This is a genomic window from Colwellia sp. PAMC 21821 (genome assembly GCF_002077175.1).
In the GTDB taxonomy this organism is placed as follows: Bacteria; Pseudomonadota; Gammaproteobacteria; order Enterobacterales; family Alteromonadaceae; genus Cognaticolwellia.
Genome location: NZ_CP014943.1, coordinates 2,484,126 through 2,497,971, shown reverse-complemented (window position 1 = coordinate 2,497,971; position 13,846 = coordinate 2,484,126). Strand labels below are relative to the sequence as shown.

At 39.8% G+C, this 13,846-nt stretch carries 15 protein-coding genes; 2 read left to right on the top strand and 13 right to left on the bottom strand.

Going from position 1 to position 13,846, the window contains the following annotated elements:
- Nucleotides 1–52 precede the first annotated feature (52 nt).
- The 12 genes from A3Q33_RS10730 to gspC form a co-directional block, all read right to left on the bottom strand.
- Nucleotides 53–796: a type II secretion system protein N gene (locus tag A3Q33_RS10730; protein ID WP_081179928.1), complete on the bottom strand. Its 744-nt coding sequence runs from the start codon at nt 794–796 to the stop codon at nt 53–55.
- Nucleotides 796–1,263 carry a type II secretion system protein M gene (locus tag A3Q33_RS10725; RefSeq protein WP_081179927.1) on the bottom strand — a complete coding sequence of 156 codons (468 nt, stop codon included), beginning with the start codon at nt 1,261–1,263 and terminating at the stop codon, nt 796–798. Before A3Q33_RS10725 ends, A3Q33_RS10730 begins: the two co-directional genes overlap by 1 nt.
- Nucleotides 1,260–2,492: a type II secretion system protein GspL gene (gene gspL / locus A3Q33_RS10720; protein ID WP_081179926.1), complete on the bottom strand. Its 1,233-nt coding sequence runs from the start codon at nt 2,490–2,492 to the stop codon at nt 1,260–1,262. The genes A3Q33_RS10725 and gspL overlap by 4 nt, the downstream gene beginning before the upstream one ends.
- Nucleotides 2,492–3,508 carry a type II secretion system minor pseudopilin GspK gene (gene gspK, locus A3Q33_RS10715; RefSeq protein WP_231295596.1) on the bottom strand — a complete coding sequence of 339 codons (1,017 nt, stop codon included), beginning with the start codon at nt 3,506–3,508 and terminating at the stop codon, nt 2,492–2,494. The genes gspL and gspK overlap by 1 nt, the downstream gene beginning before the upstream one ends.
- A complete protein-coding gene (gene gspJ / locus A3Q33_RS10710; RefSeq protein WP_081182519.1) occupies nt 3,501–4,130 on the bottom strand; it encodes a type II secretion system minor pseudopilin GspJ in 630 nt (209 codons plus the stop codon). The genes gspK and gspJ overlap by 8 nt, the downstream gene beginning before the upstream one ends.
- Before the next feature lie 47 nt (nt 4,131–4,177).
- The gene (gspI, locus tag A3Q33_RS10705) at nt 4,178–4,552 is read right to left on the bottom strand and encodes a type II secretion system minor pseudopilin GspI (RefSeq protein ID WP_231295594.1); all 375 of its coding nucleotides are present in this window, start codon (nt 4,550–4,552) and stop codon (nt 4,178–4,180) included.
- Nucleotides 4,553–4,571: 19 nt separating this feature from the next.
- Nucleotides 4,572–5,201 carry a type II secretion system minor pseudopilin GspH gene (gene gspH, locus A3Q33_RS10700; protein ID WP_081179923.1) on the bottom strand — a complete coding sequence of 210 codons (630 nt, stop codon included), beginning with the start codon at nt 5,199–5,201 and terminating at the stop codon, nt 4,572–4,574.
- Between the two features lie 34 nt (nt 5,202–5,235).
- A complete protein-coding gene (gene gspG, locus A3Q33_RS10695; RefSeq protein ID WP_081179922.1) occupies nt 5,236–5,670 on the bottom strand; it encodes a type II secretion system major pseudopilin GspG in 435 nt (144 codons plus the stop codon).
- Between the two features lie 2 nt (nt 5,671–5,672).
- Nucleotides 5,673–6,896: a type II secretion system inner membrane protein GspF gene (gene gspF, locus A3Q33_RS10690; protein WP_081179921.1), complete on the bottom strand. Its 1,224-nt coding sequence runs from the start codon at nt 6,894–6,896 to the stop codon at nt 5,673–5,675.
- An 81-nt stretch (nt 6,897–6,977) separates the two neighbouring features.
- A complete protein-coding gene (gene gspE, locus A3Q33_RS10685; RefSeq protein ID WP_081179920.1) occupies nt 6,978–8,594 on the bottom strand; it encodes a type II secretion system ATPase GspE in 1,617 nt (538 codons plus the stop codon).
- A gap of 2 nt (nt 8,595–8,596) precedes the next feature.
- Complete coding sequence (gene gspD / locus A3Q33_RS10680) at nt 8,597–10,684, bottom strand: type II secretion system secretin GspD (RefSeq protein ID WP_081179919.1); 2,088 nt, start codon at nt 10,682–10,684, stop codon at nt 8,597–8,599.
- A 17-nt stretch (nt 10,685–10,701) separates the two neighbouring features.
- A complete protein-coding gene (gspC, locus tag A3Q33_RS10675; RefSeq protein WP_081179918.1) occupies nt 10,702–11,655 on the bottom strand; it encodes a type II secretion system protein GspC in 954 nt (317 codons plus the stop codon).
- 201 nt (nt 11,656–11,856) lie between these two features.
- Here gspC and hslR point away from each other — a divergent pair, with 201 nt between their 5' ends.
- Entirely contained in the window at nt 11,857–12,270 is a 414-nt protein-coding gene (hslR, locus tag A3Q33_RS10670) for a ribosome-associated heat shock protein Hsp15 (RefSeq protein WP_081179917.1), read from the top strand.
- Nucleotides 12,271–12,279: 9 nt separating this feature from the next.
- Nucleotides 12,280–13,137 carry an Hsp33 family molecular chaperone HslO gene (gene hslO / locus A3Q33_RS10665; RefSeq protein WP_081182517.1) on the top strand — a complete coding sequence of 286 codons (858 nt, stop codon included), beginning with the start codon at nt 12,280–12,282 and terminating at the stop codon, nt 13,135–13,137.
- A 97-nt stretch (nt 13,138–13,234) separates the two neighbouring features.
- On the opposite strand, the gene A3Q33_RS10660 is transcribed toward hslO, so the two are convergent.
- Nucleotides 13,235–13,816, bottom strand: coding sequence for a hypothetical protein (locus tag A3Q33_RS10660; RefSeq protein ID WP_081179916.1), 582 nt, complete (start codon nt 13,814–13,816; stop codon nt 13,235–13,237).
- Nucleotides 13,817–13,846: the final 30 nt, after the last annotated feature.

Here is a 13,846-nt window from a genome sequence, read left to right as displayed (position 1 = left end):
GCAGCAATACAGTAAAAGGCAACTATTGTTGCCTTTTTTTTCGCTTTGAACGCTATATTTTCAAACGATAACGACCTTGATTATCAGGCTTACCTAAAAAGCTTAATGTTGCTTTTAATTGCTCAGGAAATTTAGCTGCAGGCGTTAAATAACCATTACCCGCTAAACGGCCACCTTGCTTTAACTCTGCACGATAGCTTAGCCCTAAGTTGTTATTAGGGTCGATATCGGCAATAAGTTCACCTTTATCACACGTTAACTTGGCCGAAAGCCCGCCGAGCTGAACTTTTTCTTCGAATGCAGTAACGGCGGCATTTTGCCATCGCAAATCACCTTGTAGTTCGCTACATATTGGCGCGCCAATAATAAAACGCTCAATGTTAAGTTGCAGTTGTTCATGGGCAATAATATCAATTGCTAAGTTAAGTCTTTTGGCCACCGTGTTTGCAGGAAGGTTAATTTCTGCATCTTCAACCACCATGTCTGACAACAACCCACTTATGGTCAGCTGTCCCTCAGGACCATTGACTAAAGCGTTACCAAAGGTAATATCAAGTTTAGGGTCAAGCATTAACACCGACATTAACGATAAAGAACTTTGCACTTGGTTAATAACAACGTCGTCCACCATAACTTGTAAAATACGGGTATGCCAAACAGTGCCTTCAATAGCGGAGACCGCGACATTTTTAGGTAATTTAATTTGCGCCATTAACCAACTTGCAGGCATTAACGCTAGAACAAAAACACAATACGCGGTGAAAAAAATTGCTGTATAAGCAAACTTCTTTTTCATTAATTTTTTCCTAACTGTAATCGACGAACACGGACCACACCTTGTTGGTCAGCTAAACTAAGATCTATATTCTTTACTTGCAGGCCATCTCTACTGGCTAATTTTTCTAACCAAGTTAATAACTGATTAAACGAGATTTCATCAATCCACACCTGTAGATCATCACCTTGAGGCTGCATACGTGTGATGATTATATTATTAGCTCTGGACGTGCGATTAACGATACTCGACAAACTTGCGCCTGAACTTCCACTGCTATTACGCTTTGCTTGTTGATAGCGTTGTGTACTTTCTTCAACCCACATTAATAAGGCTTGTTGGCGTTCTATTTTTAACTTTTGCTGAGCAATGTTTTCATTCAGCGGCTGCCAAATAAGACCATATAAAATAAATATCGAAATAACTCCCGACATTAACAATACCAAACGTTGTTCACGAATATTTAACTGTTGCCACCAAGTCTTCATGAGCGCCCCTTTGATGCGGTATCTGTAATACTAAATGAGCCAGAGATTTGGTCACCTTGATTATTTTGAGCACCAAGATTAACCGTTAACCCTGCTTTTTCAAGGGCAACTTTTAGCTTTTCAAAGTATTGATAATCTTTAGCGATTGTTTGCATACGCACTTCTTGGCGTTTGCCGTCAAACTTTAACGTTTGGGGTTTAATTTCAGGTACGCTGGCCAAAGCGGGCTCAAGCTTAACTAGCAATGATAAAAATCCTGCAGATTCATCACTGTTGCCAACTTCGGCTAATTTTTGGCGTAACTGTGAGCGAACAGTCGACACTTTAACCCGTTTAGTTTCAGGAAATGCCGCTTTATAATTTTCAATAATATCGGCTTCAATAGCTGACTGCTGTTGAGATAAGTTATAGAGTTTTGCGCCTTTAAGGGTAAAATTAATCATCAAAGCGAAACACGCAATACCTGCAACCCAAAGCCAATTAACACTGGCTGCTGAGCGCTTTTCTTTGATTTGAAACTCACCTTGTAGCAAATTGAATTTACGCGAGTGATTATTCGCCAAAATAGCTAATGGCAGTTCTTCGGGTAAATACTCAACATTTATATCAGCGGGCACTTGCGATAACGATGAGTAGGCCATAATGGCATTTTTACTCTCACCGGTACCAGTAAAGTACTTAGCAATAATGGGCCAAGCATTAGCTTCAAACGACATAACTTGCCATTCGCCAAGCCTAATTAATACTTGTTCGCCTAGCATGACTGCACTGCTATTTTGGTTATCAAACGGCAATGCTAACGCATCAGGGATAATTAATTTACAAAATATCTCTGCATCGGCCAACCACTGTAACCAAAGCTCTAATTGCTTACGTTCAAGCGCAGCTACAAAACAGTTATTACCCTGTTCGTCGTGTTTAGTGTCATTAAAAGTGAAGCACAGCTCTTCAACATCTTGTGCTAGCGTTTCTTCTAGCATGTATGGTGCGGCTAAACGAATAGCGCGTTGAGATGAGCCAGGTACTTTCAAGCTTTTAATGGCAACGTCACTCGCGGGTACAAAAACCACAACTTCTCGAGCTGAGGATTTTTCAGTTAGTTGTGCTAACTCGCGCGCATTGGGTAATTCACCACTTGCGATAATATCTTCTTGTCCGTTGATTTTAATCAGCCAGTGAATTTTATTTTCAGCTTGGCTGCCTAAACGGATAAATAAGGTTTCACCCATTATTCTCGTCCTATAATGCGACTGATCACACTTATATTATTTTTATTGTCTACTTTCATAATGGAATTCAAAGCAAAGTAACTGTTATTAAAGCTTGCTGTTGTTTTGAGCTTAAAATATTCACTTTTAACAGTAAATAATTGTTTTTTTTCTGCTGGTATATTAGCTTTACTCAACTCACTTAAGCTAAAAAATTCATCGACGCTTTTGAAGCCCTCTTCTCCACGAGAAGATAATGCTTGCGATGCTTCATTTTGACTTATCCCTAACATGGCTACAAGTATTTCAGGCTGATCTTGTGCAATGGTATTAATGTTTATCTGATTTAGGTTGGTATTAGGCAAAACACAAGCGTAGTCTTTTAACTTATCGATAACATTGACAGTAAAATGCTCAATAATCCTTAACTCTGCCATACTGGCAAGATAATTATTGGCGGCTAAGTAAGGGAATTCTTTCGCTGCATAATCATTATCTTCAGCGCCACCTGAGCTTGAAATACTGCCATCCGCGTCTAACCAGTCAGTTAAGGCATCAGCCATATATTCTGCTTCAAAACTGCCAACACCTTCGATACTGATTGCAATTAACAGTTCTTCAAAAGCAAGTCTTGCTGGCGATTTTATCGTTGTATTATTACTATTACCGCTGGCGTCATCATCGTTGGTTCGTAACGCATTTAGATTAAAACAGCTATTTAGATCCGTTATTTCACCGGTGATCTGACCAAAGTCGACGGGAAAAGTATTTTCTCCTTGCGCCCACAATTGGCCTAAATGAGTCACTTCTGCATCAGCTTCAAAAGATTGTATTAATATTCTTTTTGCAAACGCTTCAGCGCCCATAGCATACCAATAAGCTTGTTGGTTTGAGCCTATATTAGTGGTGCGTTGCATTTGTAATTGTAAACGCGCGGTCATTTGCGTCGCTAAGATGGCAATTAACGCAATAATAAGCATAACAGTAATTAGCGCGACGCCTTTGGGTCTATGCTTTCCTGTACAAATGCTAATCACGGCTTTCGTCCTTACCTTGCAGATTATCGCCAGCAACGATAAATTGGCGACGAATAACGCCATAATCTTTTGTGTCTAGTTCAATTGCAATGGCCATAGGCACCGTGTTTTCTTGCAATGATTTTTGCCATTTTTTACCATCATAAAATTCAAAATTTAAGCTTTCTACCTGAGAGATTAATGGTCTTACTTTTGGCTCTTCACCTAAAACGGCGTCTACAAAATTAAAATGTACACGCTCAACAATATTCTCATTTAATTGATACGCCACTGATTGCATATCACTACGAGGTAACAACAAGCCCGGATTAGTCCAACCATGGCGAACAAATGCTATTGCTTGCTCACTGGTAGTATAGCTTTCAGTGTCCGTGTGTAAAAAACCTGTCAGGGGTGCTTCACCGTTTAAACGCACACTTCGTCGAGCTATTTGTAACATATCACGTTCGATGATTAAAAAGCCGCGTTGTAATTCATTAATTCGGTCTGTGCGAGCTTTGGTCGATGTGTCGCTATTGAGTACAGTTTCAAAAATACTAAAACTGGCCATACTGATCACCGAAAAAATGGCTATCGCAATGAGTACTTCAAGTAATGTAAAGCCTTGACTGTGCTTCGACATAACGCTCGCCCTACCTTTTAAAGCAGAATGATTGATGAAGGCTGATTTCATTGGCTTTGCTTAGAAACATAAGTCATTAAGCTGGTTAATGACGTTGTTTTTTTTTCATCAAGTCGCACTTCCATTACAATAGCACGCATGTCTTTGTCATTTGTTTGCACTACTTTTTGTTGCCAAAACCATTCTTGCCCTGCTAGCTCTACTTTACCTTTTTTATTGTTTTTTGGTGGCCACGAGGTATCTAAAGTGACTTCAACTAGTTGATTGGATGCGACCCAACTCGCAATAATTTTACTTTCCAAATAACCTAAATTTCTCGCGTTTGTGTCTGCCGTACCTAAAATTGCAATACCCGCAATTGAAAACACCGCCATCGCCAACATAACCTCAATTAAGGTAAAGCCTTTTTGTAGCTTATTCACGCTGAAATTCACACTAAAATTAACGAGAGTCCGCATTCACTAATGGCCCTTCTATCGTGAGTGGTGTGGTATAAATGCCAGAAACTTTAAAACTAATATTTTCATCGCCATCAAAAGCGAAGTCTGCCAATGAAAACGTTAAACTAAAGGGAGTAATATCACCGCCAGAAAGCATATAGACTTGCGGAATAGTTTTTTTCTTTTCCGCATCGTCAGTAAAACTCTCTTCTTCATCTTCATTGATTAATACTGAAGAATCGAAAAGTTGAGGCGCTTCAATAGGTAGATCATCAAGCTGCAAGGTTATTTCGATACCTTCAGGTAAAGTATAAACTTCGAATAAAGGGTTATCTGCAATGGGAGACCAACTGACGCCGTCATAACCGAGAAACTGATAACTGTTTTCTTCAATAAACAAGCCTAGCTCGACATTGTTTAGCAGGCCGTATTCTGCTGCAACGTCAAAAATGCCCGCAAAGCGGGCACTGTTTTGTTCTAATAGTTGTTCAGGTTTATTACCCGAAAATGAAAATTGTACCGCAGAGACCATCACGCCAATCAAGACAATGACTAGCATCACTTCAATTAAGGTAAAACCTTGTTGAATTCGATGCTTTTGCTTCGACAAATGGTCATTATTTAGCGTCATAGTATGTCAGTAATCAATGATCAACAAAAACTGATTATTGATAATCGCCTAAATTCCAGTTACCAATATCATCGTCTGTACCCGGTTCACCGTCTGGTCCCATAGAAAAAACATCCATTGCACTATGCTCACCCGGATTTAGTAGTTGATATTCGCTGCCCCAAGGGTCGTTCGGTAAACGCTTAACATAGCCGCCTTCTGGAAAACGGCGTGGCATTGGCTCAATATCAGTTTCAGTCACTAATGCTTCTAAGCCTTGCTCTGTGCTTGGGTACTTATAGTTATCCATTTTATACATGCTTAAAGACGTTTCTAAAGCATTGATGTCTGACACGGCTTTTTGCATATTGGCGCGCTCTTGACTGCCCATTAAGTTAGGTACCACCATACTGGCTAAAATACCTAAAATTACAATAACAACCATCACTTCTAAAAGGGTAAAACCTCGAATATTTCTTACTGCTTTCATTTCTAATTTCCTATTAACGTATTTAACTGAAGAATTGGCTGTAAAATAGCCATAACGATAAATAATACAATACCTGCCATTACCACCATCAATGCCGGCTCAAATGCCTTTAATGATATGTTAATAACAGCCTCGAACTCACGGTCTTGGTTATCGGCAGCTCGCCCTAACATATGTTCAAGCTGACCACTTTTTTCACCACTGGCTATCATGTGTAGCATCATTGGTGGAAACAGTTTAGTTTGCTCTAAAGAGACCCGCAAACTGGTTCCCTCTCTGACCTTGTCAGCTGACTCTTTAACGCTTTGCTTAATGTATAAATTGTCGAGTACTTCACCAGAAATTTTCATACTCTCTAATAGAGGAACGGCACTCGCGGTTAAAATGCTCAAGGTACGCGCAAATCTTGCGGTATTGACGCTTTTTGCCACTTTACCTATGCCAGGTATAGCAAGAAAGCGCTTGTGATAAGCAAACCTAAAGCTGTCTTTTTTCAACAATTGTGACCAAAGAAGCATTAGCGCAGCAACAATGACAACAATAACTAAGCCATAGTCACGTAAAAAGTCACTACTGGCAATTAGGAACTTAGTGGTAGCGGGTAAGTTAGCCCCCATATGTTCAAATTGGCCAACAATTTTTGGTACTACGGCAGTCAGCAAAATGGCGATTACGCCAGTGGCCACTACCGTCATAATAACGGGGTAAACTAAGGCTTGAATGAGCTGAGAGCGAAGTTGTTGGCGCTTTTCGGTGTAATCGGCTAAACGGTCTAATACTTTATCAAGGTGGCCCGATTTTTCGCCTGCTGCAACCATGGCACGAAACAAGCGATTAAACACCTGAGGAAACTCTGCCATGCTTTCAGCTAAGCCATATCCTTCAGTGACTTTAGTACGCACCGCCATCACCATACTTTTTAAGGTGTTTTTATCACACTGCTCACCTACGGCCATTAATGACTCTTCAATGGGTAAGCCTGATTCAACCAAGGTTGATAGTTGCCGTGTGATTAATGCTAGCTCCGATGCTGATATTTTTTTACCACCACTAAAGAAAGACTTTTTACTTTCTTGCTTACTTTTTTGCAAACATGGCGTAACTTCAATGGGCATTAGACCCTGTTCGCGCAGTAAATTACGCACATGCCTAGGGGTGTCACCTTCAATAACCCCTTTTTTGTTTTTGCCTCGGCTGTCTACTGCCTGATAATCAAATGCTGCCATAATTTACAATTTATCTAACCTAGTTCAGTACCAAGTTTACTACCTGGTTATGCGACTGTTTTATCTGAGAAGCGCGACTGTTTAGTCTTCGCGCGTCACACGTAATACTTCTTCTATGGTTGTTTCACCCAGCATCACTTTATCAAAACCATCACGACGTATACTTGGTGTTGATGTTCGAATGAATTTTTCAATCACTTGCTCGCCTTTGCCGTTATGAATTAATTCACGGACTTTCTCATCAACTACAATCAGTTCATGAATACCGGTTCGGCCTTTATAACCTTTAAAGTTGCATTCTTCACAACCAACAGCTTTATATATTGGCGCGGTATCGTCATCGCTAAGTTGCAATAACTTGCGTTCTTCAGCCGATGTAGCGGTACACTCGCGACAATGCGGACATAAAGTTCTGACTAAACGTTGTGCCAAAACACCTAATAAGCTTGATGAAAGTAAGAAGGGTTCAACACCCATATCTTCCATGCGCGTGATGGCGCCGGCAGCAGTGTTAGTATGTAAAGTAGATAAGACTAAATGCCCCGTTAAACTCGCTTGCACACCAATTTGAGCAGTTTCTAAATCACGAATTTCACCGACCATGACTACATCAGGATCTTGGCGCAATATCGCGCGTAAACCTCGTGCGAATGTCATATCAACTTTGGTGTTAACTTGAGTTTGCCCAATACCTTCAATCGCGTACTCAATCGGGTCTTCAACCGTTAATATATTACGTTCTTTGCTGTCAATTTGGCTTAAGCCTGCATATAAAGTGGTACTTTTACCTGACCCTGTAGGCCCGGTTACCAGTATAATGCCATGAGGTTTTTCAATTAATTCAGAAAAACGCGCACGGTTACCGTCGGTCATGCCGAGGTCTTGCAAATCTAATCGGGTAGAGTTTTTATCGAGTAAGCGTAAAACCACACGCTCGCCGTGGCCGGTTGGCATAGTTGAAACACGCACATCAACCGCTCGACCTGCAATTCTTAAAGAAATGCGGCCATCTTGTGGAATACGTTTTTCCGCAATATCGAGCTTCGCCATAACCTTGATACGAGAAACGAGTAATGAAGCTAATTTACGATTTGGTTTTAACACTTCACGTAATACGCCATCAACACGAAAGCGAATTTGCAGTGCTTGTTCGAAGGTTTCAATATGAATGTCAGACGCATTTTCTTTAATAGCTTCACTTAACATAGCATTGATTAGTTTAATAATCGGTGCATCGTCTTCGTTTTCTAATAAATCTTCGGTTTCTGTCATTTCGTCGGCAAGTGAATATAAATCGACCTCGTTGCCAATATCTTCCATCATTTGTTGGGCTTCTGAAGAATCGCGTTGATAAGCAATCGTTAACAATTGCTCAAACTCTTCTGCACTTTTTATATCTAGCGTAAAAGGTGCTTTTAGTACACGACGAACTTCTAACAAAATATCAGCACTGAGTGATTCAGTACAGACTAAACGCAACTCACCGTTTTCATTTGCCACCAGTACACTCTGGCGTTTGGCAAAACCAAAAGGTAGTCGGAAGCGAACATTTTCATCCTTTAAAATGTCACTTACGGCTAGTGATGATGATTCATCACTAGCCGTTTCGTTTGCAGCTTTGTTGCTTGCGGCTTTTTCACTTGCAGCTTTTTCACTTGCAACAACAAAAGCTTGTGTTTGCGGATCAATATCACTCATAGCTATTCGCTTTCATCCGACGATTTTTCTTCATCACGCTTTTTCATGTATTCATCAAACGACGGCGGTAATGACAGTTGATCATTCCATGTCGGCAAAATAGGCAGTTTCTCATCCGACATTAATTCAAGACCCGCTTCTTTCTTTTGAAGTTCAATCGCACGAATGTAGTTATATTTCTCTCTACTTAAGTCATTCATCAACTTGCCATCACGAACAATAGTCGGTCGTAAAAACACCATCAAATTACGTTTACGCTTGGTATTACTGGTTGATTTAAACAAGTGACCTAGGATCGGTATATCGCCAAGTAAAGGTACTTTTTGTACGCTTTCTTGAACGTCTTCATCAATCAATCCGCCCAGCACTACTGTCGCACCATCATCTGCCATTACCGTGGTTTTAATTTCACGTTTGTTGATTGAGATATCAACACCCGTTGCACCACTTACTGAAGAGACTTCTTGCTCAATAGTTAACTGTACACCACTGCCTTCGTTTATTTGTGGCGTAACTTTCAATTTAATACCGATTTCCTGACGTTCAACTGTTTGGAAAGGGTTACTGTTATTGCTACCGGTTTGCGCGCCAGTGATAATCGGCACTTCTTGACCAACAATGAAGTAAGCTTCTTCGTTATCTAGCGTGGTAATACTTGGCGTAGAGAGTAAGTTCGAATTAGTATCACTACTTACCGCTTGAATAATTGCGCCCCAATCGTTCTTCACAATACCGAACAATGTGCCACTAACTGAACCTAGTACTTGAGCAGCTAGGCTGTAATCACCTTCTGTATCGGGTTGATTAGGATTAACTGTAACAGCACCGCTTTCTGACGTAACGGTAGAACCTAATGTACCAGGCGTAGATTTGGCAGCTTCAGCTGCTGCTGCAATAGAGCTTATTGGCGTAACACCATTGGTAAATTGCGACATAGCGCCTGACTCGTGATACCACTGCACGCCTAAATTAATGCCGTCGCCTTCAAATATTTCAACAATAATAGCTTCAATAAGTACTTGAGCACGACGAATATCTAACTGGCGAATAACCGCTTCTAATGAGCGTAACATGTCTGGTTGTGCGGTAATAACTAAGGTATTAGTATCTTCATGAGCATCAATACTGACATTACGGGTTTTGCTTTTTCGCGATGTGCTACTTGCTGTTGATGTGTCAGCTTCAATAGATTCACTAACGCCTTGCAGCACTTTCACCATGTCTTCTGATTTTGCGTACTTTAAATGATAAACCCGCGTGTTACCGTTCGATTCTAGCTCACTGTCTAAACGCGAAACTAATCTTGCTACGCGTTCACGCGCTTTTACTTCGCCACTAACAATAACGCTGTTGGTGCGTTCGTCAGCAACAATGGTAGGAATTAAAAAGGTCGGTGTTCCAGCACTTTTACCTTGGCCCGATTTGTTCATGGCCTCAACAATACGTACCATTTCGCCAGCAGATGCATATTTCAAACTAATGATCTGTACGTCTTGGTCGCCGGCTTTATCAACTCGTTCAATAATTTGCACTAAACGATTAACTACCGCAGCAGTACCAGTCAACATAATAACATTGGCAGGATCATAGTTAACTACGTTACCACCACCGGCTTGATCTGATAATTGACGTAGTAAAGGTGTAAGTTCACGTACGGTTACGTTTTTAACTTCAACAACGCGGGTAACCATTTCGTCACCAGCACCGGGGTTTTCATTCCCAACTACCGGGATAGAAGAGGTTTTTGCATCTTTATTACGAATGATTTTGACAATATTATTGTCCATTTCAACAGCAGAAAAACCATAAACCTCTAGCACGTTTAAGAAGAATTGATAATATTGTTTTTCAGTTAACAAGTCATAACTTCGTACATTAACTTTACCGCGAACGTTAGGATCGACGATCATGGTTTTTCTTAAATTTTTGCCAACAATATTAATAAATTCCGCTATTTCTGTGCCTTTGAAATTTGGCGAATATTCAGCGGCATTTATATTGGTAGAGAGCAAAACACTATTGAGTAAAACTGCAGTAACAACCCCGGTAAGACTACGTTTATACCAAGGTGCGCTTAATAATTTGCGCATTTATTATTCCTTTTATTCTAATTATCTATACTGAAAAGTATTTCTGTCATGTCACCATTACGGTCAAGTAACAGCGAAACTTCGCGTTGTTCTCTTAAAGACTGAAGTGCCTGAGCCGCCTCGCGCGGCGCTGTTAAATCGAAACCATTCATTTGTACCGCTATATCACCAGACTTAAGACCCGCATTTTGAAAGAAAGTTGGATCTTTTGCTGGCATTAATTGATAACCGGTTATTTTTCCGTTTTCTCGTTTAGGCGAAATTTTTAAATAGTCGGTAATCTTACCAGGGTCGCTCGTTAACTCTTCTTGTAGTGATGTAGCCACTTGAGTGAGTGCTTTGTTATTTCGTTGATCGACAATATTAGGCGATGACGAATCTTCGTCAGAGGTTTTTGTTAATTGTGGTCCTACTGACTTGCTAGAGCGTGGCTGAACTGGCTTGACATTTTTATCAAAAATTAAACCTTCAAACATTAAAGTTTCAAAGCTGCCCGAAACCTTTAATATTACCCGATCGTTAAAAACGTTTTCTAAGCTCGCGCGAGTGCCTTTTATATTCTCTCCAATACTGTAAGTTTCTTGTTTGCCAGCACTTTGTATAACGGCTGCTGCAGTAGCTTTGTCACTACTGGCCACAACCCCGGTTAAAATCAGGTTCAGTCGCGTTTCAGGTGCGTCTTCAACAACCTCTTCAACAACCTCTTTCTGTTGAGAATAAACACCAAAGAGATTAAGTGATTGAATAGCTTCAACCTGAACTTCTTTTTTTGGTGCAGCAGAAACAGACGATAATCCATTTAGCGTTAAACGCGTTTTTTGCTCAGAATCTGAAAGCCCAAGCCAAGTTATTTGTGCAAACAAATAGGCAATATAGCAAAGCAACACCACAATAATGACTTGGGTGATTTTTTGTTGCGGTAGCTTAGGCAACTGCTCAAACGCGCTTGTTAGGTTATTCGATAATGTCATTTTTTATAATTTTTTTATTATCTGTAAATTTCAATTCACTTTGATGATACTTGACCAAACGCTTGGCAACAAGACGTCATATTATTTTTTAACTATAAATAGTTAAATATTTGTAAAGAAATGCATTCTAACTAGCGTAAACACTACGGTTGTGATAACTTTTGCCAAATTCCAATGTGTACATAGAGTATAAGTAAAACTATGGTAAATCCTAAGGTTAATGAGGCTTTAAGTAATACGTCAACCCGCTTAGACAAGTGGCTATGGGCGGCGCGGTTCTATAAAACCCGTGCGATTGCAAAGCAAATGATTGACGGCGGTAAAGTATTTTATAATGGCCAACGCAGTAAGTCTGGCAAAGCGGTAGCATTAGGTGATCGCATCACCATACGACAAGGCTTTGAAGAAAAGCATGTCATTGTTATCGCTTTGGCTGATAAACGCCGTGATGCTAGCTTTGCCCAAACTCTTTATCAAGAAACAACCGAAAGCATTGAAACACGAGAAAAAAACAATTTAGCACGCCAGCAGGGTATTCTCCTCAGCCCAGCCAGTGACACTAAACCTGACAAGAAACAACGTCGACAAATTCGGCATTTAAAAGAAAGGATATAAACAGTGGCCATGCAAAAAGATATCTTAAATCGCTATTTATTTGACAACCTACATGCTCGCGGTGAATTGGTGAATTTAAGCCAAACGTTCCAAGACATTGTTGCCGCACATGATTACCCATTAGGCGTTAAGCAATTATTAGGTGAATTGGTAGCAGCAACATGCCTGCTGACAGCAACGTTAAAATTTGAAGGTGAAATTGCCGTACAACTTCAAGGTGATGGTCCCATAGGTTACTTGGCCGTTAATGGGAATAATCATCAAGAAATGCGTGGCATTGCTCGTATGGCAAGCGAATCTGAAGCTACAACGCTTAAAGAACTTATCGGTAAGGGCAATATGGTCATTACTATTCGTCCAAAAAATGGCGAACCTTATCAGGGAGTTGTCGCACTTGAGCAAGATACCTTAGCTGAGTGTTTAGAGCATTATTTTGAAGTTTCAGAACAAATACCCACTAAAATTTGGCTATTTACCGATGAAGAAACCACACAAATAGCAGGTACGTTAATTCAATTACTGCCTGACGCTGGCGAAAAAGAGCAACAACAAGCCGATTTTGAGCACTTGTGCCAATTAACCAATACCATTAAGCCTGAAGAAATATTTTCATTAGCTACTGAAGACTTGTTGTATCGTTTATATCATCAAGAAGAAGTTCGTTTGTTTGACCCCCAAGCCGTAAGCTATAAGTGCAGTTGTTCAGAAGAAAAGTGTTTAAGCACTATTTCTCAAATAGAGCCAAGTGAGCTAGAAAGTATTATTGCCGAGCAAGGCAGTGTTTCGATGACTTGTGATTATTGTATGACTACTTATAGTTTTGATGATGTAAAATTGCAACCGTACTTAAATCACACAAAACACTAGTTAAATATAAATAGATTTACAGATTAGTTTGTCAATTTACACAACTTTATTGGCAAACTAATGCTAGTACATTCCAAGTAACGTATTCCACGTACGTTCATTCCTCTTGTAAGATGGGACTGTAATCAATTTCCATTTCTATTACCTTAAACTCAGGCATATTATTAAGAGTTTTATACAGGTTCATCAATTCCAGCTTAGTATCTGGCGTTAAACGATAGGTGTCTTTAGCAATTTTGGTGATCAAAACTTCTGAGAAATAAGCTGCTTTAAACGGCGAGGTATTATCAACCACCACCACAATACTACCTTTCATTATGCCGTATTCATGGATCGATAGATTAAATAGTTTAGCGCCTTTTTCTGCGACAGGAGAGAGCAATTCAAATTTTTCTTTATTAAACGTTAAATGTTTTGAGCGAATACTTTTATCTTGATAATTTAATTTTTTAGCTACAGCTTTATTTTTTTCAATTGCTTCTAACTTCATAATACTTAGCTGCTTTTCTGCTGGGTTAACATGTTCTAAAACCGGTTTAGAATTATCCGACTTTGCAGAATTCTGCGCGCCTAAACCTTGGTTTTTATTAGTATCTTGATATGACTGTTCCTTAGTATTATCTGAACATGAACTTAAAAGGCCTATCAAGCTTAACGATATTAACAATGGTTGATACATTATGAATCCCATATTTAGATTTGTTCTTAT